Source organism: Mycobacterium shottsii, from assembly GCF_010728525.1.
Lineage (GTDB): Bacteria > Actinomycetota > Actinomycetes > Mycobacteriales > Mycobacteriaceae > Mycobacterium > Mycobacterium marinum.
The window spans coordinates 4,053,561-4,079,796 of the sequence record NZ_AP022572.1; the positions used below are offsets into that span (position 1 = coordinate 4,053,561).

The window sequence follows — 26,236 nt, forward strand, 5'->3', positions numbered from 1 at the left end:
CGATCTGATTGGCGATCAGGCGGCGCCGAGGCTGGCCTGCAAGTCGCCCTTCATAGCGTTGAGCTGTGCGCCCCAGTACTCCCAGCTGTGCGTTCCGTTGTCGTTGAAGCTGAACACCGTGTTGTGGCCACCGGCCGCGTTGTAGGCGTCCTGGAACTTCAGGTTGCTGCTACGCACGAAGTTCTCCAGGAACTCGGCGGGCAGGTTCGCGCCGCCCAGTTCGGAGGGGGTGCCGTTGCCGCAGTAAACCCACAGGCGGGTGTTGTTGGAGACCAAGGCAGGGATCTGGATCGTCGGGTCGTTGCGCTGCCAGGCGGGATCGCTGGACGGCCCCCACATGTCGCCAGCCTTGTAGCCGCCGGCGTCACCCATTGCCAAGCCGATCAAGGACGGTCCCATCCCTTGGGACGGATCCAGCAGCGCCGACAGCGAACCGGCGTACACGAACTGCTGGGGGTGGTACACCGCCAAGATCATCGCCGAAGAGCCGGACATCGAGATGCCGATCGCGGCGCTACCGGTGGGCTTGACGCTGCGATTGGCCGACAGCCATTCGGGGAGTTCGCTGGTTAGGAACGTCTCCCACTTGTAGGTCGAGCAGCCGGATTTGCCGCAGGCGGGCTGGTACCAGTTCGCATAGAAGCTGGACTGGCCGCCTACCGGCATGATGACGGACAGGCCTGACTGGTAGTACCACTCGAACGCCGGGGTGTTGATGTCCCAGCCGTTTTAGTCGTCTTGGGCGCGCAGGCCATCGAGCAGGTAGACCGCAGGCGAGTTGTCCCCGCCGCTTTGGAACTGGACCTTGATGCTGCGCCCCATCGCCGCGGATGGCACCTGCAGGTACTCGACGGGCAAGCCCGGACGCGAGAAAGCTTTCGCAGCCGGCGCGCCGCCGGCGAGTCCGACCAGACCAGGAAGGGTTATCGCGGCAGCCGCGCCGATTAGCAGCCGCCGTCCCCAGGTTCGGATTTTCCCGCTCACGTCTGTCATACCTGTGCCCCTTGTCCGTATGTAGTCGTGTGCTCCCGGCAGAACTTACCGCGTGAGTACGGCAAATGTCGATCGGGACGCGAACTCATTTCATTTGGATATCGGCCACCGCCACGGACACAGCACCTGTGCTACGCGAGCCGCCACGATCCCGACTTCTCGGTAATAACCTCCCGCCGGCCCTGATAAACCAGCCCCAGCAGCCGTGATGCAGCTGTGACCAGGACAGTTGGCGGCTAGGGCGTGTCTGCTTAATGTGAATGGTGTTTTGGCTGATGCTGTTTGGGTGATGCGGACGCATGCGATTTCTGATGATTTGTGGTCGCTGATCGTGGCGGTGTTGCCTGCGGGGCGGCGGCGTGGCCGGCCGTGGAACGATCATCGACGTACTCTGGAGGGCATTATCTGGCGTTACCGTACGGGATCTCCGTGGCGTGACCTGCCCGAGCACTTCGGTCCCTGGCAATCGGTGGCCGAGAGGCATCTACGCTGGTCGGTCGATGGCATCTACGCGCGGATCTTCGCGGCGATCGCCTCTGACCTCGACGCCGAGGACGCCGACCTGGGCGCACTGTTGTCGGTCGATTCGACCAGTGTGCGCGCCCACCAACACGCAGCCGGAGCGCGCCCGGGCGCCGCACAGGGGATCTGTCGAATTACAAGAAATATCTCGATGAGCCCGATGACCACGCCATTGGGCGTTCCCGCGGCGGGCTGACTACCAAGATCCACGCCTTGACCGACCAGCTGTGCAGTCCGGTCACCCTGGCACTGTCGGCCGGTCAAGCCGGTGATAATCCGATGCTTTGGCCATTGCTGGCCGCCCGGTGCAGCAACTCATACGCCCCGTATCACCTGCTGGCGGACAAGGCGTACTCCCATGACTCGACGCGGGCACAGCTGCGCCGGCTCAAGATCGCCCACACCATCCCCGAGCGCAGCGACCAGATCACCCGCCGCAAAGCCAAAGGCCGCAACAGAGGACGGCCTCCGGGGTTCTCAGGCCGAATCTACAAGCACCGCAACACCGTCGAGCGAAGCTTCAACCGGCTCAAACACTGGCGCGCGGTCGCCACCTGCTACGACAAATACGCCCTGACCTACCTCGGCGGTGCCACCCTGGCCGCCATCATCACCTACCACCGCGTCCGCAATTAGCAGACAGGACCTAGTCGGCACCCGCACCTAGTCAGCTGATCGCCCGCGCGCGGTGGCGGTCCGCCAGCGGGGCGATATGCAACCAATCAGGCGGCGCGCGCGTGCCGCATGGGGTTGCATCGGTCGGTATGGGGAGAAAGCGCTTGCGGATTCAATTGAGGAATCAGACGAATCAAATGACGAATCGGCGGAAAAGTCGGCCGGAATATCGGGGAGGCGGCCAGCTGGAGCAATCCACGCATTCCGCGCTCCGTTGGCGCCGTAGCCGACGCCAGCGGCAATGCCCACTTCTTGTGAGTCACCTGCGGGTTTGCCTACCGAGGCGGCCGAATTTGCATCGACCGCGTACTCTCTGTCAAGACAAGCCGATGGAGACCACACTATTCCGGTCATTTCCGGCGCTGCCCACACCAGCACACCAGGGCCCCTTGGTGCGCGCTGGCGGTGGCTGAGGGCGTCGGGCTCCGGAAACGATTGAGGTGCGAAGTTTTGGATACGGTACTTGGGCTATCAGTAACGCCGACCACCGTCGGGTGGGTCCTCGCTGAAGGACACGGTGCCGATGGCGCCATCCTCGATCACCACGAGTCGCAGTTGCACGGTTCTCGCGGCATGCGCATCGTGCACACCGCCGAGCAGGTCGCCGATGAGGTTTGGCACGCGAAAGAGGTCGCCAGCGGTGCGGGCCATCGCCTGCGCATGATCGGCGTGACCTGGAGCGACGAGGCATCCGCGCAGGCCGCGCTGCTGCTCGAGGCACTCACCGACGCGGGTCTCGACAACGTTGTGCCGGTTCGGCTGCTTGACGCGGTGGAGACGCTGGCCGAAGCGATCGCACCGGTTATCGGCTATGACCAGACCGCGGTCTGCATCCTCGAGCACGACTGGGCAACCGTTGTGATGGTTGATACCCAAGACGGGAAGACTCAAACCGCCGTCAAGCACGTTCGAGGCGGATTCGACGGCCTGAATTCCTGGCTGACCGGAATGTTCGACCGCGGTGCGTGGCACCCCGCCGCCGTCGTGGTCGTCGGTTCGGACACCGACGTTGAAGAATTCTCTTGGCAGCTCGAAAAGGCTCTGCCGGTGCCGGTTTTCGCACAGACGATGGCCCAGGTGACAATTGCGCGCGGCGCAGCGCTGGCGGCCGCCCAGAGCACCGATTTCACCGACGCCCGGCTGATCGCCGACGTCAGCGAACCCGCCCCGGCACCCAAGCGGTCGCTGCACTACGCCGGAGCGGCAACCACCCTGGCGGCCGCCGCGGTGACCTTCGTTGGGTCGCTGTCACTGGCGATCGGTCTGCAGCTCACCCCGGATTGGCATCACACAGCCACCGGTCACGCGGGGCACAAGCCAACGCCTGAGATCGTAGAAGCGGTCGCCCCCGTTGTGCCGATGCCCGCGCAACCAGAGCCGTCCGCTCCTCATCAGGCACCGGCACCCGGTGCGGGGCAGGAGCCTATTCGTCTTACCGCCGGTGAGCAGATCACCGACGCCGCGCCGGTCGAACAACCTGGCGGGGAGGCACCGCAGTCCGAGCCCGCGGATGGATCACCGATGTTGACCCGAGTGCTTACGCACATCCCCGGCAGCTACGGCGAAGAAGAGGGCTCTCGCCCACCTGAGTAGTCCGCCACCTTGGTCAGGCTCACTCGAAGGGCTCGCGTGGACCCATGTCGAGCCGAAACGGGGGGTACTCGTCGCGCATCAACCCGGCATAGGCGTGCACTCGCAGGCTCCAACGGTTGACTCCGATCAAGAGGTTGTACAAGCCATCGGGGTAGCGCCCGGTGAACAACAGTGCTATCGCGGCGCTAACCACCACAATCATCACCAGCGACGGCAGCATTACACCGCCTAATTCATGCCGGCCAAGCATGACCACGCGCCAGCCGCCGGAAAAGAAGGCGGCCAATATCAGGTAGTGGGGAATGGCCAGCAGCCACCACTTGATCAACACCAGACCGCGATGTAGGCGCTGCGGATACTCGACATCCAGATCGGCAGGGTACTGCGGGTTCTCCCGCAGACTGAATGGCGGATAGCGGTCGGTGCCCAACACCGTCAGCGCGTAAAACGCGACCCGCCACCGCTACCGCATGACACCGACGTTGAAATCAAACAGCGGCCGTGGATATCTGCCGGTGAGCAGGATCGCGAAAAAAGCAATCACGGTGGCCACGAAGGCGCCCAGATACAGGAAAACCAGGACGATGTAGTGCGGAATCGCCAAGATCCACTTGATCAGCCATTGCCAACGTGACAATGCGGGATCGATATCCCCCCCACCCGGACCGGATAGGCAGTTGGTTGCGTCATCGACGGCTCCTTCGACTACACGTACTGGTCATCACGCTCTTGCACACCACGAAGGCTACTGCCGGGAAAGCCACCAAGCACCAGAAGCCTTTCAGCGCGGGCGGCGGTACGGCGGCCACCGGAGCGGTAACACGTTGTCTTCCAGCGGTTTATCGGCGGCCGGCAAACCGTTCATCAACCATTCTTGGCCCGCACGGCGCTGAATGAGATCGTCACCTCATCGGCAACCTGCAGCGATCCCATCAGCAGTGAGTAAAGTTTGACACCGTAGTCGGACTGGCGAACCGCCGTTTCGGTGGACATGCGCCATGAATCGCCCAGATCATCTGTGTGCAAGTCGATTACGTGCTGATGCGACGTTCCGTGAATATGCAATGGCCCACTGAGCCGGTAACCATCCGCGGTCTTCTCGATGGCATCGGCGGAGAATTCGATGCGCGGAAACCGATCGGCGCGCAACGATTTCAGTGCATTGGACCGCACCAGGACCTTCTCCGGCCCGGAAAGCCCCTTGACTCCGCCCTCGCCGCGTAGCACCTCTAGCGAATCCGCCTCGACAATGAGCTCTGCGGCGCTGGGCTCGTCAGCTACCCAATTCACCGTCGCTTGCCAGCGGGTCATCGCAATGGTCAGTCGATGGCCCATTTTCGCTGCCCGTCCCGCGACACCGGTGCCGATGAGTAGCTCGCCGTCGGAAGCGTCCAGGGTCCACACAGCCTCGCTCACAACACGACTGTATTCGCTTGGCCTGGCACTTACATGACCAGCACCGTCCGATAGCCCGTCCGGCCTTGCTCCATCGCCTCATAGCCATCGGCGGCCTGCGCGAGCGGTCGCTCTTCGATTCAGGCCCGCACACCGGACAAGACCGCGAAATGCATGGTTTCCTCCACGTCTTTAGCGGTACCGGATGGGTGACCCGTGACGCTGAGGCCGGGGTTGATCAGCTGGACCGGGCTGATCGGTAGCGGATCAGCCGTCACGCCGATGACGACCAGCTCGCCGCGGGGAAGAAGTCCGCCCACCGTTTCAGCCATAGCTGCCGAATTGCCAGCGGTCGCCAACACGACCGCGGCACCGCCGATCCGTCGCAATCCTTCCGCTACGTCACCTGTGGTGGAATCGATGTAATGGTGGGCTCCCAGCTGGCGTGCATCCTCGGCCTTGGCACTACCGCGAGCGATCGCCACAGTCTCAAAACCCATGGCACGGCAGAACTGTAGCCCCAGATGGCCCAGACCCCCGACACCGAGCACCGCCACCCGATCGCCCGGCCGTGCCCGGGTATGACGCAACGCGTTGTACGTCGTGACGCCGGCGCAACCCATTGGAGCCGCCTCGGCGTCGGAGAGCTCCGCCGGAATGCGAGCCAGCGCGGTGGCCGGCACCGTCACCGATTCCGCATAGCCACCGGGATACTGCCAGCCCGGAACCTTCATCTTGGCGCAGTGGATGAACATTCCCTTGCGGCAGGGATCGCAGTGGTTACAGTTTCCGCCGAACCAACCGACAGCGACGCGGTCGCCAACCGCGAAATCCTCAACCCCATTTCCGATTTCGGCTATTCTGCCGGCGATCTCGTGTCCAGGCGTCAGCGGCCAGCCCAGGCCTGGAAAGGCCCCGAGCACAAATGCCCGGTCGGTGCCGCAAATACCACACGCAGAAACTGATATACGCACCTCACCATCACCCCGCGGAGCAGTATCGACGTCAACCAGCTGCAGGGGCCCGCCCGCCGCACCAATTTGGACAGCTTTGTGGGTTGCCATCAACTCGCCTCTACTATTCGTTTGTCAGTGCGCGACAGGACATTTCCCGGATGAATCGCTGTGGTAGTCGACCTGCCAGTGTTTGATTCCATTCAGCCAGCCCGACCGTAGCCGCTCGGGCTGGCTGATCGATTCCAGATCCGGCATCACATCGGCGATCGCATTGAACATCAGGTCGATCGTCATCCGGGCCAGATTGGCCCCGATGCAATAGTGCGCGCCGGTACCGCCAAAACCCACATGTGGGTTTGGGTCGCGCAGGATGTTGAACGTATACGGGTCATCGAATACGTCTTCATCGAAATTGGCGGAGCGGTAGAACATCACCATCCGCTGGCCCTTTTTGATCCGCACCCCCGACAGTTCATAGTCTTCCAGGGCGGTGCGCTGGAACGAGGTCACCGGAGTCGCCCAACGCACGATCTCGTCGGCGGTGGTGACTGGACGCTCCCGCTTGTACAGCTCCCACTGATCGGGGAAGTCGGTGAAAGCCATCATGCCCTGGGTGATGGAGTTGCGGGTGGTTTCGTTGCCGGCCACCGCCAGCAGGATGACGAAGAAGCCGAACTCGTCGTCGGAGAGCTTGTGGCCGTCAATGTCGGCCTCGACCAGCTTGGTGACCAGATCCTGGCCCGGGTTCTTCGCCCGGTCGGCCGCCATCTGCATGCCGTACATGATGAGTTCGACGGAAGCGGTCAGAGCATCATTGGTAGCGAACTCTGGATCTTGGTCGCCGACCATCTCGTTGGACCAGTGAAAAAGCTTCTTGCGGTCTTCCTGCGGTACGCCCATCAAGCCAGCGATGGCTTGCAGCGGCAGTTCGCAAGACACCTGCTCCACAAAGTCCCCCCGCCCCTCGGCCGCGGCCGCCTCGACGATCCGCCGAGCGCGCTCTCTGAGGTCGTCGCGCAGCCGCTCGACCGCCCTTGGGGTGAATACGCGCGAGACGATCTTGCGCAGCCGGGTGTGTTGCGGTGCGTCCATATTGAGCAGCACGAACTTGCCGCGTTCGATCTGCTCATCAACCGTGCCGTCTTTGTAGCGGGGGAGCGCGGTCTTTTGCAGGCTGGAAAAGACATCGCTGCGCAGCGAGATCTCCTTGACGTCCTTGTGCTTTGTCACCACCCAAAAACCGCCGTCGTCGAACCCACCGCAGCCCGTCGGCTGTTCGTTCCACCAGATGGGCGCGGATCGACGCATCTCGGCGAGTTCGGCTACCGGTAACCGCTCCGCGTAGATGTCGGGGTCGGTGAAATCGAATCCGGGAGGCAGATTGGGGACCGACGTGGCGGTTGGCTCGGCAGCTGGCATAAGGCCACTCCTCGATGCGAATTCTGTTAGTCGTCGTCTATTGCCCATAATCCATTGCTCCACCGCGGTTGGGAAGAACTCCGACCAGATCCGCGAAGAGAAATTGCAACGCGTTCAGCCGCCAGGATTTCCTGACATGTCCGAGACCGAAACGAGTTCACGAGTCCCGACCGGCCTCGAAGAGACACCGCGCGAACCTCCCGCGACGACGAGCGCGCTTGCCCACCGCGGCCAGCGCCGACCGGCCCGACACGACGGGTAGCGGCGCCGCAGTACACCGAAGGCACTGGTCAAATCCGTCTGGCAGGCCACCCGAGCCCCCGGCCTCGCCGCCGGTGACGGCGGTTGATCGCCGCCTTTGTCCCGCACCGTCGGCTTTGCTATCCAATCCGTGATGCATCAAGTCAAGATGCCTGCGAAACCTGGTTCATGCATCAGGTAAGGAATGCCCGCGAAATCGGGGTCAGGTGGTAGTCTTGCTTTTGATGCGGATGCCGGCTTTGAGGGCGGGTAGAGCGGCGGGTATGGCGGCGAGGTAGAGCTGTTCGGTCTTGTCTTTGGCGAGTCTGAGCAGGGCGGCTTGCAGGTCGGCGATCTGGTGGGCGATCGCGGCGGGGTTGAGGCTGTTGCGGTAGGTGAGCAGCTCTGTTTGTTGGGCCGCTGAGAGGACTCCGGCGGCCAGCAGCCGGTCCAGGGGTCTGGGGCTTGTCGTAGAGCCGGCGGCGGTGACCGTCGCGGCTGCAGCCGTAGCTGATGGGTTTGATGGTGGGGGTCAGGTAGTTGAGCCGGTCGTTGACCAGGTGCCACAGCCGGTTGAGCACGGCGCGTTCTTCGTCGGTGTCGTAGCGGTAGTAGAACCCGTAGCGACGCACGAGGTGGTTGTTTTTGGACTCGATGGTGGCCTGGTCGTTCTTCTTGTAGGGTCGTGAGCGGGTGAAGAAGATCTCCATGTCCGCGGCCCACTTGATGACCGCCTTATTGAGGAATTCGGTGCCGTTGTCGAAGTCCAAACCCGTTACCTTATAGGGATTTTAGTAATTCCGGTTTTGAGGGCGCCCAGGATGTGGGGTGGGCGTTGTTGCGCACCGTGCGGGTGAACACCCAGCCGATGTGCATGTCGGTGAGGTTGACCGTGCGGGCGAACTCACCTTTCAGTGTCGGGCCGCAGTGCGCCACGGTGTCGCCTTCGAAGAACCCCGGAGATTCTTCGGCCTCATCGCCTGCTTTGCAGATGGTGATCGAGGACCGCAGCAGCGGGGAGGGTTTCGTCGTCGACACACCCGAGATCTGGTCGCGGGCCTTGGCGCCGCGCAGGTAGCGGTCGATCGTGGCGCTGCTCATCGCCAACAGCTCGGCACGCACCGCCGGGCCGTAACGGTCACGGCCGTCCACCAGTTCGCCGTGGCGTTCTAGAGCATCCAACTGAAGTGCCATGGAAGCGGCCAGATACCGGCCGCACTGCCCGCCTGAGGCCGCCCACACCTTCTGCAACACCTTGAGCGCATCCTAGGAGTACTTCGGATTGCGTTGCCGGCAAGTCCGTTTGGCGACCTGCCGACCCGCTCCCGCCGGCGCGGCCGCCGCCCTCAACCGCCGCCGGGCGTTGTCACGCGACCAGCCGGTGACCGCCACCACCTGATCCAGAATCTGCCCCTTGCCCGCCTTCGGCGCCCCCACATACCCCCTGGCGAACTTCGCGGTGATCTCGGCCCGAGACGACATCGACAGCCCACTTCCCATGCCTGCCAAGGATCGACCGTTTCGCGGGCATTTTTACGTGATCCACCGAGGACGCTTCACGGGCATTTCTCGTGATGCTTGCCGGCGGCTGGTCAGGCTACCGGTGGGCGTACTAAACTAGAACACGTTCCAATTCCGTCATCGTCCGTTAGTTTCCGGGGAGCAGGCATGCACACCGCCATATGCGACGAGCTTGGCATTGAGTTTCCAATCTTCGCGTTCACGCACTGCCGCGATGTTGTCGTCGCGGTCAGCAAGGCCGGGGGCTTCGGCGTCCTGGGGGCGGTTGGATTTACCCCCGAACAGCTAGAGATCGAGCTCAACTGGATCGGCGATCACCCCTACAGCGTTGACATCGTCATCCCCAACAAGTACGAGGGCATGGACTCGCACCTGTCAGCGGAGGAACTGGCCAACACGTTGCGGTCAATGGTTCCGCAACAGCATCTGGACTTTGCCCGCAAGATCCTCGCTGATCACGGTGTCCCAATTGAGGACGCCGACGAGGACAGTCTGCAGTTGCTCGGCTGGACCGAGGCGACGGCCACTCCCCAGGTGGAAGTGGCACTCGAGCACTCGAATGTGACGATGATCGCCAATGCGCTCGGCACCCCTCCGGCGGAGATGATCGCGCATATTCATGAGCGAGGCCGCAAGGTTGCCGCCTTGTGCGGCTCGCCCTCGCAGGCCCGCAAGCACGCGAACGCGGGCGTCGACATCATCATCGCCCAGGGTGGCGAGGCCGGCGGGCACTGCGGTGAGGTGGGCTCGATTGTCTTGTGGCCGCAAGTCGTCAAGGAAGTGGCACCGGTCCCCGTCCTGGCTGCCGGTGGTATCGGCAGTGGCCAGCAGATCGCCGCGGCCCTGGCGCTGGGATGTCAAGGGGCATGGACGGGTTCGCAGTGGCTGATGGTCGAGGAGGCCTCCAACACCCCAGTGCAACAAGCGGCATACGCCAAGGCATCCAGCCGCGACACGGTCCGTAGCCGCTCGTTCACCGGAAAACCGGCCCGGATGCTGCGCAACGATTGGACCGAGGCGTGGGAGCAAGCGGACAACCCGAAGCCGCTAGGCATGCCACTGCAGTACATGGTCTCCGGCATGGCTGTGCGGGCCACCAACAAGTACCCGACCGAAACCGTGGACTTCGCGTTCAATCCGGTTGGTCAGGTGGTCGGACAGTTCACCAAGGTCGAGAAGGCTGCCACCGTCATCGAGAGATGGGTGCAGGAATATCTCGAGGCAACCAACAGGCTCGACGAACTCAACGCCGCCGCCGTCTGACGGCAGTCGCGCGGCCCGCCGAGCCTGGTGTCGGTGATTGCCAGCCGGGACTAGTCCAGGTCGTCGTCCTTGCCGATGAGCACCTCTTTGACCTTGTCGACCGCGTGGGTCGCGATATCGATCGAGTTCTGCACAATGCCGCTGGCTCCCCCGGAGACGTCGCCGCGGATGATGTCACTGGCGTTCTCGACAATGTCGGAGGCCTTCTCGACGGCATTGGTCGCGATGTCCCTGGCCGCGTTGACTGCATCTTTGGGATTGATGGCCATCGGAGGCTCCTTTTCGTTGGTGGATGCTTGATACGACTGTAGTCCCGGCGAATTCGCCTCGAACATGCCAGCGTCAGTAGTCGACCAGGGTGCGCCAGTATTGTTCCGGGATATCGTCACTGGACCGCAACACCCGGGCCAGCCCAACCGCCATCGCTATTCCAAGCAGACCCAGCCACAGCCCGGCGAGCCCGATGATCCACCACAGGACCGCGGTAACCGCCGGCCACGGGGACAACAAAACCAACACTGGCGCGAAAAAGAATCCGGCCCCGATGTACCACGCCGAGCCCGCCCGATCCGACGCGAGGACAAACCGTAACCACCGCGGGATCGGCGATTCGGCTTGCTGCGCCTCGGGCGTCATCGGATCAGGTCACTGGATCACTCGGGGGAAAGAAGCCCGCTCCGGTAAACCATCCGGCCTGCCATCCCTGGGCACCCCGACAGAGCATCGGCAAGCCGTCTTCGGTCTGGGCGGCGGAATTCGGACCCGGGCACGACGCGCCGGCCTGCTGGACCCCGTACAGCGGGTAGGAGATTACCCAATAGCCGGTGGTGGCGGCCGGGAACTGGTTGGGCGGCGGGAAATGGCACGCCTCGGCTTGGCCGCTGGTGCCGCGTCCGAAGATAAAGCGTTCGTAGTTGTCGCAAGGCGCACCCAATGAGGCGCCGTAGTTCATCCCTGGCACGTCACCCTCGTAATGCGGCTGGTCGGCCACGGCGACAGGTGCTACACCGATTGCGGCACCCGTGATTGCCGCGGCGGCGAGCAGTTCCCGAATCATCTTCCACCCCTTCGTGGCACCGGCAAGCTTTCCCAAAGCATAACGATTGTGGCCTGGCCCACAAGATTGCGGCAAGCATCACGAAAAATGCCCGTGAAGCGCCCTCGGTGCATCACGTAAAAATGCCCGCGAAACGGTCGATCCTTGGCAGGCATGGGAAGTGGGCTGTCGATGTCGTCTCGGGCCGAGATCACCGCGAAGTTCGCCAGGGCGTATGTGGGGGCGCCGAAGGCGGACAAGGGGCAGATTCTGGATCAGGTGGTGGCGGTCACCGGCTGGTCGCGTGACAACGCCCGGCGGCGGTTGAGGGCGGCGGCCGCGCCGCCGGGAGCGGGTCGGCAGGTCGCCAAACGGACTCGCCGGCAACGCAATCCGAAGTACTCTAGGATGCGCTCAAGGTGTTGCAGAAGGTGTGGGCGGCCTCAGGCGGGCAGTGCGGCCGGTACCTGGCCGCTTCCATGGCACTTCAGTTGGATGCTCTAGGGCGTGTCTGCTTAATGTGAATGGTGTTTTGGCTGATGCTGTTTGGGTGATGCGGACGCATGCGATTTCTGATGATTTGTGGTCGCTGATCGTGGCGGTGTTGCCTGCGGGGCGGCGGCGTGGCCGGCCGTGGAACGATCATCGACGTACTCTGGAGGGCATTATCTGGCGTTACCGTACGGGATCTCCGTGGTGTGACCTGCCCGAGCACTTCGGTCCCTGGCAATCGGTGGCCGAGAGGCATCTACGCTGGTCGGTCGATGGCATCTACGCGCGGATCTTCGCGGCGATCGCCTCTGACCTCGACGCCGAGGACGCCGACCTGGGCGCACTGTTGTCGGTCGATTCGACCAGTGTGCGCGCCCACCAACACGCAGCCGGAGCGCGCCCCGGCGCCGCACAGGGGGATCTGTCGAATTACAAGAAATATCTCGATGAGCCCGATGACCACGCCATTGGGCGTTCCCGCGGCGGGCTGACTACCAAGATCCACGCCTTGACCGACCAGCTGTGCAGTCCGGTCACCCTGGCACTGTCGGCCGGTCAAGCCGGTGATAATCCGATGCTTTGGCCACTGCTGGCCGCCCGGTGCAGCAACTCAGACGCCCCGTTTCACCTGCTGGCGGACAAGGCGTACTCCCATGACTCGACGCGGGCACAGCTGCGCCGGCTCAAGATCGCCCATACCATCCCCGAGCGCAGCGACCAGATCACCCGCCGCAAAGCCAAAGGCCGCAACAGAGGACGGCCTCCGGGGTTCTCAGGCCGAATCTACAAGCACCGCAACACCGTCGAGCGAAGCTTCAACCGGCTCAAACACTGGCGCGCGGTCGCCACCTGCTACGACAAATACGCCCTGACCTACCTCGGCGGTGTCACCCTGGCCGCCATCATCACCTACCACCGCGTCCGCAATTAGCAGACAGGACCTAGGGCGTGTCTGCTTAATGTGAATGGTGTTTTGGCTGATGCTGTTTGGGTGATGCGGACGCATGCGATTTCTGATGATTTGTGGTCGCTGATCGTGGCGGTGTTGCCTGCGGGGCGGCGGCGTGGCCGGCCGTGGAACGATCATCGACGTACTCTGGAGGGCATTATCTGGCGTTACCGTACGGGATCTCCGTGGCGTGACCTGCCCGAGCACTTCGGTCCCTGGCAATCGGTGGCCGAGAGGCATCTACGCTGGTCGGTCGATGGCATCTACGCGCGGATCTTCGCGGCGATCGCCTCTGACCTCGACGCCGAGGACGCCGACCTGGGCGCACTGTTGTCGGTCGATTCGACCAGTGTGCGCGCCCACCAACACGCAGCCGGAGCGCCCCGGGCGCCGCACAGGGGGATCTGTCGAATTACAAGAAATATCTCGATGAGCCCGATGACCACGCCATTGGGCGTTCCCGCGGCGGGCTGACTACCAAGATCCACGCCTTGACCGACCAGCTGTGCAGTCCGGTCACCCTGGCACTGTCGGCCGGTCAAGCCGGTGATAATCCGATGCTTTGGCCATTGCTGGCCGCCCGGTGCAGCAACTCATACGCCCCGTATCGCCTGCTGGCGGACAAGGCGTACTCCCATGACTCGACGCGGGCACAGCTGCGCCGGCTCAAGATCGCCCATACCATCCCCGAGCGCAGCGACCAGATCACCCGCCGCAAAGCCAAAGGCCGCAACAGAGGACGGCCTCCGGGGTTCTCAGGCCGAATCTACAAGCACCGCAACACCGTCGAGCGAAGCTTCAACCGGCTCAAACACTGGCGCGCGGTCGCCACCTGCTACGACAAATACGCCCTGACCTACCTCAGCGGTGCCACCCTGGCCGCCATCATCACCTACCACCGCGTCCGCAATTAGCAGACAGGACCTAGAACGCCACGGCGAACTGGTGGACGGCCGTGACCGTTACGGCCCGGCGGTGCGTGCCGAGCTGTTGGCGATGAGCAGCGCCACGATCGACCGCTACCTGCGCGGCGCCAAGGCCCGCGACCAGATCTCGGGTGTGTCGACGACGAAACCCTCCCCGCTGCTGCGGTCCTCGATCACCATCTGCAAAGCAGGCGATGAGGCCGAAGAATCTCCGGGGTTCTTCGAAGGCGACACCGTGGCGCACTGCGGCCCGACACTGAAAGGTGAGTTCGCCCGCACGGTCAACCTCACCGACATGCACATCGGCTGGGTGTTCACCCGCACGGTGCGCAACAACGCCCACCCCCACATCCTGGGCGCCCTCAAAACCGGAATTACTAAAATCCCTATAAGGTAACGGGTTTGGACTTCGACAACGGCACCGAATTCCTCAATAAGGCGGTCATCAAGTGGGCCGCGGACATGGAGATCTTCTTCACCCGCTCACGACCCTACAAGAAGAACGACCAGGCCACCATCGAGTCCAAAAACAACCACCTCGTGCGTCGCTACGGGTTCTACTACCGCTACGACACCGACGAAGAACGCGCCGTGCTCAACCGGCTGTGGCACCTGGTCAACGACCGGCTCAACTACCTGACCCCCACCATCAAACCCATCAGCTACGGCTGCAGCCGCGACGGTCACCGCCGCCGGCTCTACGACAAGCCCCAGACCCCTGGACCGGCTGCTGGCCGCCGGAGTCCTCTCAGCGGCCCAACAAACAGAGCTGCTCACCTACCGCAACAGCCTCAACCCCGCCGCGATCGCCCACCAGATCGCCGACCTGCAAGCCGCCCTGCTCAGACTCGCCAAAGACAAGACCGAACAGCTCTACCTCGCCGCCATACCCGCCGCTCTACCCGCCCTCAAAGCCGGCATCCGCATCAAAAGCAAGACCACCACCTGACCCCGATTTCGCGGGCATTCCTTACCTGATGCATGAACCAGGTTTCGCAGGCATCTTGACTTGATGCATCACGGAACTCGTCGCGATCACCGCCGACCTGCCCCGCAGCCATCCAATTGTTCGTGTCGACAGGACAACTGAACATACCATACTATAATGTGTAGTCAGTTTCGGAGTTGGCTGCAGGGCGCACCGCGCTCCACCGCTTCCGGTCTGGTCGAAGGCAATCGGTGCGAGGAGAACGTGATGTCGTTTGTGGTGGCCTCCCCTGAGTACGTGGCAGCGGCGGCGTCGGACTTGGCCGACATCGGTTCTGCGCTCAGCACAGCCAATGCGGCGGCGGCCCCGACGATCGAGGTCCTGGCCGCCGGCGCTGATGAGGTATCGGTTGCAATCGCGGCATTCTTTGGCGCGCACGCGCAGTCCTATCAGGCGTTGAGTGAGCAAGCCAGCGCGTTTCACCTGCAGTTTGTGCAGGCAATGACCGCCGGCGCGGGGGCTTATGCCGGCGCCGAGGCCGTAAATGCTTCGCCCCTGCAGGCGGCGCTCGACGTGCTGAATGCGCCTGCCCAGGCACTGTTCGGACGCTCGCTGATCGGCGACGGCGCCAACGGGGCGCCCGGGCAATCCGGCGGCGACGGCGGACTCCTGTACGGAAACGGCGGCAACGGGGACAACGGCCGGAGTGGGCCAGGCCGGCGGCGCTGGCGGGGCCGCGGGGTTGATCGGTAGCGGCGGTAGCGGTGGTATCGGCGGGCCTGGGACCACCGGTTTGGCTGGCGGGGCCGGCGGGGCCGGCGGGTGGCTGTTAGGAAACGGCGGCACCGGCGGGCGGGGCGGCATCGGCACCACAGGTATCGGCGGCATCGGCGGGACCGGAGGCGACGCCGTCGGCCTGTTCGGGCACGGCGGAACCGGCGGAACAGGCGGTAACGGCCCCGATATCTTCATCGCTGGTGGGGCCGGCGGGTCCGGCGGTACCGGCGGGCTGTTGTTCGGCAACGGCGGCGCCGGCGGTGCCGGCGCGGCGGGCCTCTCCGGCGTAGCGGGCGGGATCGGCGGCAACGGCGGCAGCGCCCAATTCGTGGGCGACGGCGGCAGTGGCGGCCTGGGCGACTCGGGCGGGTCCGCCGGCGCGGCTGGTGCGGTCGGGTTGATCGGCAATCCGCTTGACGTGGTCAATGCTCCTACCGAGGCGCTGCTGGGTCGCCCATTGATCGGGGACGGCGCCGACGGAGCGCCGGGTGAATCCGGTTAGGACGGCGGGTTGTTGTATGGCAACGGTGGCAACGGCGGCAACGGTCTATCCGGTCAGGCCGGGGGCGCCGGTGGCGCCGCGGGGCTGATTGGCAACGGCGGCAATGGCGGGATCGGCGGGCCCGGTACAACCGGAATGTCCGGCGGCGCGGGCGGTGCTGGCGGGTGGCTGATCGGCAATGGCGGCCATGGTGGGATCGGCGGGCTCGGCATCGGCATCGGCGATTCGGGGGGCGCGGAGGGCGCCGGCGGCGCCGCGATTGGATTGCTCGGCAACGGCGGTACCGGTGGAACCGGGGGTTACAACCAGGCCTTCGGCGCGGTCAGCGGGGTTGGCGGCGCCGGGGGCGCTGGCGGCCAGTGGTACGGCAACGGCGGCGATGGTGGCACCTCCAGGGGCGGAGCCGCTGCCGGAGCCGGCGGTGACGCTGGCCTGATCGGCAACGGCGGCGACGGCGGCTCCGCGGGTGTTCTTCGGCAGAACGGCATAGGCGGCCATGGCGGCGCCGGGGGATCGCTGTTCGGCGATGGCGGCGACGGCGGGTCCGCCGGCTTTCAAAGCACCGCCGGCGACGGCGGTAACGCCGGGCTGGTCGGCAACGGCGGCAATGGTGGCTGGGCGATCTACAACAGCTTCGCCGGCGATGGTGGTTCGGGGGGGGACAGCCATCGGCAACGGTGGCGACGGCGGCGCCAACATTGTCAGCAGCGGGTTCATCCTCGGTGCGGACGGCGGCGGCAACGGTGGCAATGCGGTGGGGCTGATCGGCAACGGCGGAGCCGGCGGCACCGGGGCGGACGGCTTCAGCACTGCCCTAGGAAGTGACGGTGGCAATGGCGGGACCGGGGCCTGGCTATTCGGCAACGGCGGAGCAGGTGGGTCCGGTGGTTCCACCGCGGGTGTTCACCCGGCCGGAGACGGCGGCAATGGCGGAATGTCAGCGCTGATCGGCCATGGCGGCACCGGCGGCAGCGCCGGGGTAAGCCCAACCGGTGTCTTCCCCAGCAACGGCGGCAGCGGCGGCAACGCCCAGTTGATCGGCGACGGCGGCGACGGCGGCCGGGGGGATTCCGGCGGAACCGGTGGCGCCGGCGGCACAGGTGGATCTCTGGCCGGCCACGATGGGTCCGACGGAGACTACGGTGCCTGCCCCTTATTGATAGCGGTTGCCACCATCTGGATGACGCGCCTCGGTGCGCAAGAAATGGCGACTCTTGCTCAGGTACCGCAAGCAACGGTAGCGTTGTGCTGCTAATTACGATACGTTGAGTAGTGTAATTGCGGTCCGCCGAGAGAAAGGCCGAAATGCCAAGTCGTTACGCCGGCCTGCCGTTCGCCACGACCACAGCAGAGATCGCCGCCGCGCTCGAGGACGTAAGCATCCCGACGCTGTTGCTCTCCCTGGTGCACATCACCGGCGATGCCCGTTTCATCCGTGACTTCAAGCCCATGGGTCTATTTCTCAACGAAGTGCAGGGATTCATGTCGGAGGACGACAAGGCCCGAGCACGCACTGAGGCTCTGGCGGTGATCAGCGAGTATCGCGACCAGGGCTGCCCCGAGCCCAAGCCCCTGAGCGGTGAGCTCATCCGGGAAATGCTGGACTGGGCCGCGTGCGAGCACGTCCCCGATAACTACTTGCCTCTGCTCGCTGAAGAGATGGACCTCGAGGGGCTGGACCAACGCCGGCCGGTAGCCCTGCCTTCGGAGAGCGCGGCGGAGTTCCCGGTCATCGTGATCGGCTGCGGCGAATCGGGGATCCTGGCCGGAATTCGCCTCAAGCAAGCCAACATTGCGTTCACGATTGTGGAGAAGAACGCCGGACAGGGCGGAACGTGGTGGGAAAACCGCTATCCGGCGCGCGTGTTGATGTAGCCAACCATTTCTACTGCTACAGCTTTGAACCCAACAACGATTGGACGCATTTCTTCGCCGAACAGTGGGAGCTGCAGGACTATTTCGCAAAGGCGATCGACACGCACGATCTGGGTGGGCATATCCAGTGGAATACCGAAGCCCTGGGGGCCGAGTGGAACGATGACGACGGAGTCTGGACCGTTCGGCTGCGGTCGGCCGACGGTACAACGCGCACCCTCTCGGCGCGGGCGCTCATCACCGCCGTGGGTCAGCTGAACCGTCCCTATGTCCCGGAATTCGACGGCGCCGACACCTTTGCCGGGCCATCGCTTCACTCCGCAGCCTGGGACCGGTCGGTGGACCTGACCGGTAAGCGGGTCGCCCTGGTCGGGGCCGGCGCCAGCGGTTTCCAGATCGCACCGGCGATTGCCGGGGATGTGGCGCAGCTGTCCGTGTTTCAGCGCACGGCCCAATGGATGTTTCCCAACACCATGTATCACGACGAAGTCGGAGACGGCGTGCGCTGGGCGATGCGCCACCTGCCGTTCTACGGCAGGTGGTACCGATTCCTGCTGCTCTGGCCGGGAGCCGACAAGGGCCTCGACGCCGCCCGTACCGATCCGAACTACGCCGACCAGGACTATGCGGTCAGCGATATCAACGCCGCGGCGCGGATGATGTTCAGCCAGTGGATCAGCAGCCAAGTCGCCGACGGCGACGCGCTATTGAGCAAGGTGCTGCCCGACTATCCGGCTACCGGCAAACGGACCCTGCAGGACAACGGTAGCTGGCTGGCCACGCTGCAGCGCGACAACGTGGACTTGGTGCGCACTCCGATTCAGCGCATCACACCCACCGGCATCGTTACCGAAGACGGCGTGACGCACAGCGTTGACGTGATTGTCTACGCCACCGGCTTTCGGCACACCGATGTGCTGTGGCCGCTGCAGGTCATCGGCCGCAATGGAATCGACCTGCACCGCGTGTGGGGGAGCCGGCCCTACGCCTACCTGGGGATCACGGTTCCGGGATTTCCCAATCTCTTTCTCATCTACGGGCCCGGCACGCATCTCGCCCACGGCGGCAGCCTGATCTTTCAATCGGAACTTCAAATGCGCTATATCAACCTGTGCCTGGAACGCTTGGTGGCCGATGGCATTGGTTCACTGGAACCGACTGACGAAGCGGCCGCGGGCTGGCACGAGCGGACGCAAGCCGAGATCAAGAAGATGGTGTGGTCGCACCCGGCCGTCAAGCATTCCTACTTCAAGAACGCCGACGGGGAAATTCATACCGTCAGCCCGTGGCGGCTCAACGAGTATTGGGCCGCGGTACGTCAGCCCGATTGGTCTCAGTTCGTTCTCCGACAAAGAAAGTGAGCACGCCGACATGCGCACCGTAGTCATCGACGAGCCGGGCAGTATCCGCGTCGACAACCGCCCCGACCCGGCACTGCCCGGATCTGACGGAGTCATAGTCGCCGTGAGCGCCGCGGGCATCTGCGGTTCCGACCTGCATTTCTACGAGGGCGAATACCCCCTGGCCGAACCGGTGGCCCTGGGTCATGAGGCGGTTGGCACGGTGGTGGAGAAAGGACCCGACGTCCACACCGTCGAAGTTGGTGACCAGGTCATGGTGTCCTCGGTGGCCGGGTGCGGTGCCTGCGCGGGTTGCGCCACCCGCGATCCGGCGATGTGTGTTTCCGGGCCACAGATCTTCGGATCCGGCGCGCTGGGCGGCGCGCAGGCCGACCTGCTCGCGGTCCCGGCCGCGGACTTCCAGGTGCTCAAGATTCCCGCTGCGATCACCACCGAGCAGGCGTTGCTGCTCACCGACAACCTCGCAACCGGCTGGGCGGCCGCACGCCGGGCCGATATCCCCTTTGGCGCAACGGTGGCAGTCATCGGCCTGGGCGCGGTGGGGCTGTGCGCGGTGCGCAGTGCCCTCGCCCAAGGCGCTGCGACCGTGTTCGCGGTGGATCGAGTGCAGGGGCGCTTGCAGCGGGCCTCCGAATGGGGAGCGACCGCCGTCGCTTCTCCGGCGGCCGAGGCCATTGTCGCAGCGACGGGTGGGCGCGGCGCCGATTCGGTGATTGATGCCGTGGGCACCGACGCATCAATGACCGACGCGCTCAACGCCGTTCGGGCCGGCGGCACCGTGTCCGTTGTCGGCGTTCACGATCTGCAGCCGTTTCCGCTTCCCGCCCTGACCTGCCTGCTGCGCAGCATCACATTGCGACTGACCATCGCACCCGTGCAGCGCACCTGGTCAGAATTGATTCCGTTGCTCGAGTCGGGACGCCTTGATGTGGACGGGATCTTCACCACTTCATTGCCACTGGACGAAGCTGCCAAGGGGTACTCGATTGCCGGTTCCCGGTCCGGCAATGACGTGAAGGTGCTGCTCAAGGTTTAGTAGCGACGATGTACTCAGAGTGCATGATGGCGTCGAGGCGCACATCCACCGCGGGGGGCGTCATTCCATAGCCGGCTTCCAACTCGAGCGTGTTGCGAACAAGTTCGACGACCCACCCGCGCGCCGCCAGCCATTGGGCCGGATTGGTCTTGTCGTCATACGTCAAGGCAGAGAAGTTCACGTCGCCAGACAGATTGACCCCGGGGTGCGTCTGCTCCAGGGCGACGAGCTGATCGTGATCCAACCGCGACCCCAGGGCCCCCGTGGCGATTCGGCTGCCCGGCGCACAAAGGTCATCGATCCGCGCGAATAGGGCATCTTGCGCGTCAGCGGTCAGATATGGCAACAGTCCCTCCGCCGACCAGGCGCTGGGCTGACCCGGCTCGAACCCAGCTGCGTGCAGCGTCGCCGGCCAGTCGGTGCGCAGATCCGCCGCTACCTCGTTTCGTCGCGCTTTGGGCTCGACACCATGCCGCTGCAGCACCCGTGCTTTGAACTCGAGAACTTGTGGCAGGTCGATCTCGAATACCGTTGTTCCGGATGGCCATTCGAGCCGATAGGCCCGCGAGTCAAGACCGGCGGCGACGATCACCGCCTGTTTGGTTCCCGCGGCGGCGGCGGAGCGGAAAAAGTCATCGAAAAACCGTGTCTGGACTCCGTAGAGGCGGGGGAACGCGGTTTCGTCCACGGAGGTTGGCGGATGGGCGAGTTGGTCGTTCAAATACGCATCCCCGGACGCCGCGATGAAGTACTTCGCATACTCGTCGGGAGCCAGCGGTTGCGGCCCGACCGTGTCCAGCGCGCGCCATCCCGCCACCAGCAATGCGGTGTAACCGACGCCGCTGACGATGTCCCACTGGTCATCGTCGGAACGACGAGATCCATATTCGGATGTAGTCATCGATACCTCCCGCTACGGCGCCAACCTACCACCGCACGCGATCACAGTTCCAGCATGACGGTCACCGGACCGTCGTTGATGAGTTCAACCTGCATGTGGGCCCCGAAGACACCGGCTTCCACGTGGGCGCCCAGCGCCCGCAAGGCCTCAGCGAACGCGGCCACCAGCGGCTCAGCCACCGCCCTCGGCGCCGCAGCGTTCCACGATGGCCGCCGTCCCTTGACGGTATCGGCGTAGAGCGTGAACTGACTGACCACCAGAATCGGCGCGCCAAGGTCAGAAGCCGATTTCTCGTCGGTGAGAATACGCAAATACCAGAGCTTTTCGGCAAGCCGCCGGGCCTTGTTGCCGTCGTCACCGTGAGTCACACCGACGAAGGCCAGCAGTCCCTGGCCGGGCGGCCGGACGGCGCCGACCACGTCACCGTCGACCGTCACCGCTGCCGAGCACACCCGTTGCACCAGAACCCGCATGGGCCTCGATGCTGCCAGGTCGGGTCGTAGCGCCAAGGTGCCGGTCTGGGTAGGCGCATGTCGCTGTGAGCGTGAGGGTGCCACGTGTTGCGGTGGCGGAAATTCGATCGCCTGGTCTGGCGGTAGCGGCGGCACTGGCGGAAGCAACCGATCTCGCCAATTGCCGACGGCTGTTCTCCCACTGCGGGGCGTATCGTGCTGAGGGCCGGTTTCTTGCTGCCGTGGCCGCGGTCCTGGCCGTCGCGGTGCCGAGTACAGCCGTGCCGACCGACAGCGGCTTGACATAGGAGAAAAGCGTGTCTGTGCTTGTCGCGTTTTCCGTTACCCCGATGGGCGTTGGTGAAGGCGTTGGCGAGATCGTGGCCGAAGCGGTTCGGGTGGTTCGCGATTCCGGATTGCCCAACCAGACGGACTCGATGTTCACCGTGATCGAAGGCGATACCTGGGAAGAGGTCATGGCGGTGGTACAGCGCGCGGTGGAGGCCGTCGCGGCCCGCGCGCCGCGAGTCAGCACCGTGATCAAGGCGGACTGGCGCCGGGAAGCCAGTGACGCAATGACCGGCAAAGTCGCGTCGGTAGAGCGTTACCTAGCTCAGCCCGGCAGCGATCAGCCAGCACCTTAGGCCTGCACTGCAGCTACAAATGCTTTCTCGGCCGCATTTCCGTGCACGGCAAAAACCACCCGCTTTAGCGAACCCGGGTGGTGTCGCCGCACCGCTTCGACCATCAGCCGTGCCGCCCGTTCGAGCGGGAAGCCGCCAACGCCGGTGCCAAATGCCACCAAGGCCAGCGAGCGGCAACCGAGCTCATCTGCCTTGCGCAAGGCAGAGCTGGTGGCCCGAGAGATGATCTCGGACGAGGTAGGACCGCCCAGCTCCATTGTCGCCGCGTGGATCACGTAGCGCGCCGGCATCTCGCCGGCCGTGGTTTCGACCGCCTCTCCGAGCCCGATCGGCGCCTTTTCATTCGATTCACGTTGGATATCCGGCCCACCGGCGCGGGAGATGGCCGCTGCGACGCCACCGGCATGGCGAAGTTGGGTATTGGCGGCGTTGGTGATCGCGTCGAGTTCGAGCTTCGTGACGTCAGCCTGGACTACCTCTAGCTCGATCATGGGCCCATTGTCCGTCGCGCACCGCCGGAAACGCCATCAAACGGCCGGCTTCGGCCAGCCAGCCGCGACGGCGCGGACCAAAGCGGAGGGACTGCCACGGCACGACCTGGAGTCTGATGCCGGTCGAGGCGGCCGCTGAGATAACGTGACACAACCGAGGAAGTTTGGCTGGCCCACCAGGAGGCACACCGATGGCTCGTCACTGCACACCCCTACCGGCGCGAATCGCATGAGTAGCGATACCGGTGAGCCCGGCGGCCAAGACAGCCAAGGCGGGGCGGGTGGCCGCGGTGGTGCCGGCGGAGCCGGTGGTGCCGGCGGCAGGGACGGTGCCGGCGGTGCCGGCGGTCCTGGAGGTCAAGGCGGCCGGGGCGGCGCCGGCGGACCGGGCGGTGCGCCTGGCATAGGCGGTCGGCCCGGCGAGGGTGGTCCGGGCGAAGCCGGCGGTGAGCCGGGCCCCGGCGGAACCCCCGGTCAGCCCGGTCAGCCCGGCCAGCCGGGTCAACCTGGCAGCCCGGCCCACTAGATCACCTGCAGGCGCTGAGCGCCGAATAAGCGGCCCCGGCCGTAGCACCCCAGCTGGGCACTAATCGACTTGCCAAGAAGGCACTTTCGTCGCCGGATCGGCCGGTGTGTAGGCTGATGGCGGTGAGCGCACGTGCGGGCATCGTGGTCACCGGAACTGAGGTTCTCACCGGCCGTGTCCAAGATCGCAACGGTCCGTGGATCGCCGACCAGCTGCTCGAGCTGGGTGTCGAGCTGGCCCACATCACCATCTGCGGCGACCGCCCTGCCGACATCGAAGCGCAGCTGCGATTCATGGCAGACCAGGACCTCGACCTGATCATCACCAGCGGTGGTCTAGGACCTACGGCCGATGACATGACCGTCGAGGTGGTCGCTCGTTTCTGTGGACGCGAGCTGATACTGGACGCGGAACTGGAAGACACGATCGCCAACATCCTCAAGAGGCTGATGGCGCGCAACCCGGGTTTCGACCCCGGCAACTTCGACTCGGTACTGGCCGCCAATCAGAAGCAAGCGATGATCCCGGCTGGTGCGCAAGTGATCAATCCGGTGGGTACCGCGCCTGGTCTGGTGGTGCCGGGAAAGCCGGCGGTCATGGTGCTTCCAGGACCCCCGCGCGAGCTTCAGCCCATGTGGCACAGTGCCATTCAGATGCCCGGGGCGCAGGAGGCGATCGCCGGCCGAACGACCTACCGGCAAGAGACAATACGGATGTTCGGACTGCCGGAGTCCGGGTTGGCCGAGACCTTGCGCAGCGCCGAGACGACCATCCCCGATTTTGGCGCGCTAGAGATCACAACATGCCTGCGGCGCGGAGAAATCGAGATGGTCACGCGGTACGAACCGGGCGCGGCAGACACCTATGCGCAAGTAGCGCGACTGCTGCGCGATCGCCATGGCGATCAGATCTACTCCGAAGACGGCTCGCAGGTGGACGATCTGGTGGCACGATTGCTTGCCGACCGGCGCATCGCGACCGCGGAATCGTGCACCGCTGGACTCCTGGCCGCTCGGCTCACCGACCGTCCTGGCTCTTCGGCCTATGTCATGGGCGGTGTGGTGAGTTACTCCAATGAGGCTAAGGCCGAGTTGCTCGGCGTCGACCCAGCACTGATCGAGATGCACGGGGCAGTTTCAGAACGGGTGGCGCAGGCCATGGCGGCGGGGGCATTGCAGCGCTTCGGCGCCGACACCGCGGTCGCGATTACCGGAATCGCCGGTCCCGGTGGGGGAACCGAGCAAAAGCCGGTCGGGACAGTCTGCTTTTGCGTGTTGGTCGGCGACGGTCGCAACGTCACTCGAACGCTGCGGCTGCCCGGAAATCGGTCCGACATCCGCGAACGCTCAACAACCGTTGCCATGCACCTGTTGCGGCGTGCGTTGAGCGAATAACTCGGCCGACGATTCACCGCCGGTCGATCGTGCGGCGACCGCCCCCGAGTCGGGCTTGCCGGAGCGCGCATTTCGCGATCCCGACGCTGTCTGCGTCATGTCTTCCCTGGTAAAAAGGCGGTCTCGGCAGTGCCGAAGTGGATACCGGTCGCGTCCTTGCCGATCAGCGCCAGCACCGCGACCACGGTCAACACCGGCACGATTGTGACGGCCAAGGCAAACGGATACCCGTGGGTTTCGGCCAGATGTTCCTGAATGGGCAGGTTCATCGCCGCCAGCAGGTTGCCGAGCTGATAGGTGACCCCGGGGTAGAGGCCACGAATGGCGTCCGGCGACATCTCGGTCAAGTGCGCCGGGATCACGCCCCAGGCCCCCTGCACGCATAGCTGCATCAAGAAGGAACCCAGGCACAGCATCGCGGCGGTACGCGAATAAGCGAATATCGGCACGATCGGCAACGCCAATACCGCGCAGAACGCAATCGTGTATCGCCGGCCGAAGCGCTGCGAAAGGGTGCCGAACATCAGCCCGCCGATGATGGCGCCCGCGTTGTAGACGACCACGATCCAGCGGGCGGTAGCCGACGACAATCCGGCACCGTGGTCGGTGGTGGCGGTGAGGAAACTCGGGTAGACGTCCTGGGTACCGTGGCTCATCCAGTTGAAGGCGGTCATCAGCAACACCAGGTAGACGAACCGGCGGATGATCGCCGCGTTGCGCAGCACGTCTCGGACTCGGGTCTTGGTGAGCTTCATCCGGTCCTGCGCGGCCTCCCACACCTCGGATTCCTTCACCCGGTACCGAATGATCAGGCTGATCAACGCGGGGATGATGGACAACCCGAACAGCCAGCGCCAGGACAGACCCAGCCAGTTCATCACCACCAGGCTCGACACCGTGGCCAGCAGATAGCCGAACGCATAGCACTCTTGCAGCAGCCCAGAGAAAAATCCGCGCCGACCGACGGGAACCTTCTCCATGGCAAGCGCCGCACCCAATCCCCACTCACCACCCATGCCGATGCCATAGAGCAGGCGCCAGATCACCAGCACCGTGAAGTTGGGGGCAAAGGCGCACAAGAACCCGACCACCGAGTACAAGGCCACGTCGACCATGAGCGGAACGCGCCTGCCGACCCGATCTGCCCACAGCCCGAAGATCAGCGCACCCACCGGCCGCATGGCCAGCGTCGCGGTGGTCACGAACGCGACTTCGGTCTTGGTGTGATGAAAGGTTTTTGCGATGTCGGCGTAGACCAGCACCACGATGAAGTAGTCGAACGCGTCCATCGTCCAGCCCAAGAACGCCGCGATAAACGAATTCCGCTGGTCGACGTTCAGCCACGGTGTTTTCACGTTCTGCATCGTGG

General features: G+C 64.5%; 20 protein-coding genes and 9 pseudogenes. 13 read left to right on the top strand and 16 right to left on the bottom strand.

The features are described 5' to 3' along the window. Window positions 1–15 precede the first annotated feature (15 nt). Window positions 16–993: pseudogene (gene ag85B, locus G6N41_RS18690) on the bottom strand (diacylglycerol acyltransferase/mycolyltransferase Ag85B). Between the two features lie 286 nt (window positions 994–1,279). Between ag85B and G6N41_RS18695 the strand changes: the two are divergent. Beyond that, a pseudogene (locus G6N41_RS18695) lies at window positions 1,280–2,151 on the top strand (IS5 family transposase). 489 nt (window positions 2,152–2,640) lie between these two features. Then, window positions 2,641–3,783 carry a DUF7159 family protein gene (locus tag G6N41_RS18700; protein WP_198965348.1) on the top strand — a complete coding sequence of 381 codons (1,143 nt, stop codon included), beginning with the start codon at window positions 2,641–2,643 and terminating at the stop codon, window positions 3,781–3,783. Here the strand turns inward: G6N41_RS18700 and G6N41_RS18705 are convergent. The 7 genes and pseudogenes from G6N41_RS18705 to G6N41_RS18735 all read right to left on the bottom strand — a co-directional run bounded on the left by G6N41_RS18705 (window position 3,747) and on the right by G6N41_RS18735 (window position 9,275). Beyond that, a pseudogene (locus G6N41_RS18705) lies at window positions 3,747–4,473 on the bottom strand (DUF4389 domain-containing protein). The gene G6N41_RS18700 and the pseudogene G6N41_RS18705 overlap by 37 nt on opposite strands. Window positions 4,474–4,647: 174 nt before the next feature. After that, on the bottom strand, window positions 4,648–5,199 hold the full coding sequence (locus G6N41_RS18710) for a YceI family protein (protein ID WP_198965349.1): 552 nt from the start codon (window positions 5,197–5,199) through the stop codon (window positions 4,648–4,650). 29 nt (window positions 5,200–5,228) lie between these two features. Next, window positions 5,229–6,242 (bottom strand): annotated as a pseudogene (locus G6N41_RS18715) (alcohol dehydrogenase catalytic domain-containing protein). Between the two features lie 24 nt (window positions 6,243–6,266). Continuing rightward, window positions 6,267–7,553: a cytochrome P450 gene (locus G6N41_RS18720; RefSeq protein ID WP_198965350.1), complete on the bottom strand. Its 1,287-nt coding sequence runs from the start codon at window positions 7,551–7,553 to the stop codon at window positions 6,267–6,269. 434 nt (window positions 7,554–7,987) lie between these two features. After that, window positions 7,988–8,563 carry a hypothetical protein gene (locus G6N41_RS28845; protein ID WP_231608587.1) on the bottom strand — a complete coding sequence of 192 codons (576 nt, stop codon included), beginning with the start codon at window positions 8,561–8,563 and terminating at the stop codon, window positions 7,988–7,990. Between the two features lie 10 nt (window positions 8,564–8,573). Further along, on the bottom strand, window positions 8,574–8,987 hold the full coding sequence (locus tag G6N41_RS18730; RefSeq protein WP_198965351.1) for a hypothetical protein: 414 nt from the start codon (window positions 8,985–8,987) through the stop codon (window positions 8,574–8,576). Window positions 8,988–9,059: 72 nt separating this feature from the next. Beyond that, on the bottom strand, window positions 9,060–9,275 hold the full coding sequence (locus G6N41_RS18735; protein ID WP_198968068.1) for a hypothetical protein: 216 nt from the start codon (window positions 9,273–9,275) through the stop codon (window positions 9,060–9,062). A 186-nt stretch (window positions 9,276–9,461) separates the two neighbouring features. Here G6N41_RS18735 and G6N41_RS18740 point away from each other — a divergent pair, with 186 nt between their 5' ends. After that, on the top strand, window positions 9,462–10,577 hold the full coding sequence (locus G6N41_RS18740; RefSeq protein WP_198965352.1) for a nitronate monooxygenase: 1,116 nt from the start codon (window positions 9,462–9,464) through the stop codon (window positions 10,575–10,577). 50 nt (window positions 10,578–10,627) lie between these two features. Here G6N41_RS18740 and G6N41_RS18745 read toward each other — a convergent pair whose 3' ends face one another. The 3 genes from G6N41_RS18745 to G6N41_RS18755 form a co-directional block, all read right to left on the bottom strand. Then, entirely contained in the window at window positions 10,628–10,846 is a 219-nt protein-coding gene (locus G6N41_RS18745; RefSeq protein WP_011739344.1) for an Rv1893 family protein, read from the bottom strand. A gap of 73 nt (window positions 10,847–10,919) precedes the next feature. Then, window positions 10,920–11,213, bottom strand: a complete 294-nt coding sequence (locus tag G6N41_RS18750) for a hypothetical protein (protein ID WP_198965353.1) — start codon at window positions 11,211–11,213, stop codon at window positions 10,920–10,922. 4 nt (window positions 11,214–11,217) lie between these two features. Further along, entirely contained in the window at window positions 11,218–11,634 is a 417-nt protein-coding gene (locus G6N41_RS18755) for a hypothetical protein (protein ID WP_198965354.1), read from the bottom strand. Between the two features lie 171 nt (window positions 11,635–11,805). On the opposite strand from G6N41_RS18755, the gene G6N41_RS18760 reads away from it, so the two are divergent. From G6N41_RS18760 to G6N41_RS18810, 8 genes and pseudogenes are all read left to right on the top strand, one after another. Further along, window positions 11,806–12,117 (top strand): hypothetical protein, encoded by a 312-nt coding sequence (locus G6N41_RS18760; protein WP_198968063.1) that lies wholly within the window; start codon window positions 11,806–11,808, stop codon window positions 12,115–12,117. 46 nt (window positions 12,118–12,163) lie between these two features. Next, entirely contained in the window at window positions 12,164–13,036 is an 873-nt protein-coding gene (locus G6N41_RS18765; protein ID WP_407663831.1) for an IS5 family transposase, read from the top strand. A gap of 60 nt (window positions 13,037–13,096) precedes the next feature. After that, window positions 13,097–13,968 (top strand): annotated as a pseudogene (locus G6N41_RS18770) (IS5 family transposase). Continuing rightward, window positions 13,922–14,377 carry a hypothetical protein gene (locus tag G6N41_RS18775; protein WP_198965355.1) on the top strand — a complete coding sequence of 152 codons (456 nt, stop codon included), beginning with the start codon at window positions 13,922–13,924 and terminating at the stop codon, window positions 14,375–14,377. The pseudogene G6N41_RS18770 and the gene G6N41_RS18775 overlap by 47 nt, the downstream one beginning before the upstream one ends. Before the next feature lie 5 nt (window positions 14,378–14,382). Further along, window positions 14,383–14,958 (top strand): hypothetical protein, encoded by a 576-nt coding sequence (locus G6N41_RS28850; protein WP_231608534.1) that lies wholly within the window; start codon window positions 14,383–14,385, stop codon window positions 14,956–14,958. Window positions 14,959–15,175: 217 nt separating this feature from the next. Beyond that, a pseudogene (locus G6N41_RS28855) lies at window positions 15,176–17,442 on the top strand (PE family protein). 50 nt (window positions 17,443–17,492) lie between these two features. Beyond that, window positions 17,493–19,423 (top strand): annotated as a pseudogene (locus G6N41_RS18805) (flavin-containing monooxygenase). A gap of 10 nt (window positions 19,424–19,433) precedes the next feature. Then, window positions 19,434–20,574, top strand: a pseudogene (locus tag G6N41_RS18810) (zinc-binding dehydrogenase); the annotation flags it as partial. Here G6N41_RS18810 and G6N41_RS18815 read toward each other — a convergent pair. Together G6N41_RS18815 and dtd are read right to left on the bottom strand one after the other, a co-directional pair. Further along, a pseudogene (locus tag G6N41_RS18815) lies at window positions 20,455–21,360 on the bottom strand (class I SAM-dependent methyltransferase); the annotation flags it as partial. The pseudogenes G6N41_RS18810 and G6N41_RS18815 overlap by 120 nt on opposite strands. A gap of 41 nt (window positions 21,361–21,401) precedes the next feature. Continuing rightward, window positions 21,402–21,833 (bottom strand): D-aminoacyl-tRNA deacylase, encoded by a 432-nt coding sequence (gene dtd / locus G6N41_RS18820; RefSeq protein WP_198967920.1) that lies wholly within the window; start codon window positions 21,831–21,833, stop codon window positions 21,402–21,404. 296 nt (window positions 21,834–22,129) lie between these two features. On the opposite strand from dtd, the gene G6N41_RS18825 reads away from it, so the two are divergent. After that, on the top strand, window positions 22,130–22,456 hold the full coding sequence (locus tag G6N41_RS18825; RefSeq protein WP_012394498.1) for an MTH1187 family thiamine-binding protein: 327 nt from the start codon (window positions 22,130–22,132) through the stop codon (window positions 22,454–22,456). Here the strand turns inward: G6N41_RS18825 and G6N41_RS18830 are convergent. Both G6N41_RS18830 and G6N41_RS18835 read right to left on the bottom strand, forming a co-directional pair. Beyond that, complete coding sequence (locus G6N41_RS18830; RefSeq protein WP_012394499.1) at window positions 22,453–22,947, bottom strand: macro domain-containing protein; 495 nt, start codon at window positions 22,945–22,947, stop codon at window positions 22,453–22,455. The genes G6N41_RS18825 and G6N41_RS18830 overlap by 4 nt on opposite strands. Window positions 22,948–23,146: 199 nt before the next feature. After that, entirely contained in the window at window positions 23,147–23,470 is a 324-nt protein-coding gene (locus tag G6N41_RS18835) for a hypothetical protein (RefSeq protein WP_198965361.1), read from the bottom strand. 125 nt (window positions 23,471–23,595) lie between these two features. On the opposite strand from G6N41_RS18835, the gene G6N41_RS18840 reads away from it, so the two are divergent. Then, entirely contained in the window at window positions 23,596–24,867 is a 1,272-nt protein-coding gene (locus tag G6N41_RS18840) for a competence/damage-inducible protein A (RefSeq protein ID WP_456319719.1), read from the top strand. Window positions 24,868–24,962: 95 nt separating this feature from the next. On the opposite strand, the gene G6N41_RS18845 is transcribed toward G6N41_RS18840, so the two are convergent. Continuing rightward, window positions 24,963–26,231: a sialate:H+ symport family MFS transporter gene (locus G6N41_RS18845; RefSeq protein WP_198965362.1), complete on the bottom strand. Its 1,269-nt coding sequence runs from the start codon at window positions 26,229–26,231 to the stop codon at window positions 24,963–24,965. Window positions 26,232–26,236: the final 5 nt, after the last annotated feature.